Here is a 705-nt window from a genome sequence, read left to right on the forward strand (position 1 = left end):
CGCCTGACCGCTCTGTTCCATCGCTTGCGAGAAGCGGAGGAACGTTCGGTCGGTCCCAAGTAGACCATGCACCGCGAACGTAGGGATAAATTCGTTCGTCTGCGACGCTTGGCGAATCGCCTCGGATTGTCGCTCATTCGCCAATTCTTGTCGGAATGTCCCGACAATCAATACGAGCGAGAGGGAGACAATCAATGACCCCAACAGACGTGAGCGAATCGACGTTTCTTTAGGGTTGCCGACGTTTCGTCGATACTTGCGCCAAATGAAATAACTTAAGATGAGGGCTCCCACAAATACGATGATGGTGATCACCCATGCTTTAACGTTTGGCACATGGGCGACGAGTTTTAAGTTATTTTGGCGTCCTCCGTACACTTGCCATTCGACATGCTTCATCGATCGAAGGTCAAGTCCGGTCCCGTCCTCCACGAACACACCGGTCGGAACAGTCAAGTTAAAACGAATGTCGGCTTGACGGATATAGCGCTCGGCTAATTTTTTTGGAGAGCCCGACAGTTCGACACCCGGTAAGTCAACCTGGTCAAGTCGGAGGTCGAGGTTCGTCTGCATCGTGTAAGAATCAAACCAAATGCCTTCTCGTTGCTCGATATCGAATTGAATGTCAGGAGGGACGAGAATTCCAGCTGGACCCGTTTTCCACTCTTCTTTAATCTGTTGCAACTCATCCACGTTGCGGAACGT

Annotated in this window: 1 pseudogene; it reads right to left on the reverse strand. The window is 50.9% G+C overall.

Features of this window, described 5'->3' with window-relative positions:
* Positions 1-705, reverse strand: a pseudogene (locus ON063_RS14750) (alpha/beta hydrolase); the annotation flags it as partial.

The organism is Exiguobacterium sp. B2(2022), assembly GCF_028823655.1.
Classification (GTDB): Bacteria; Bacillota; Bacilli; order Exiguobacteriales; family Exiguobacteriaceae; genus Exiguobacterium; species Exiguobacterium aestuarii_A.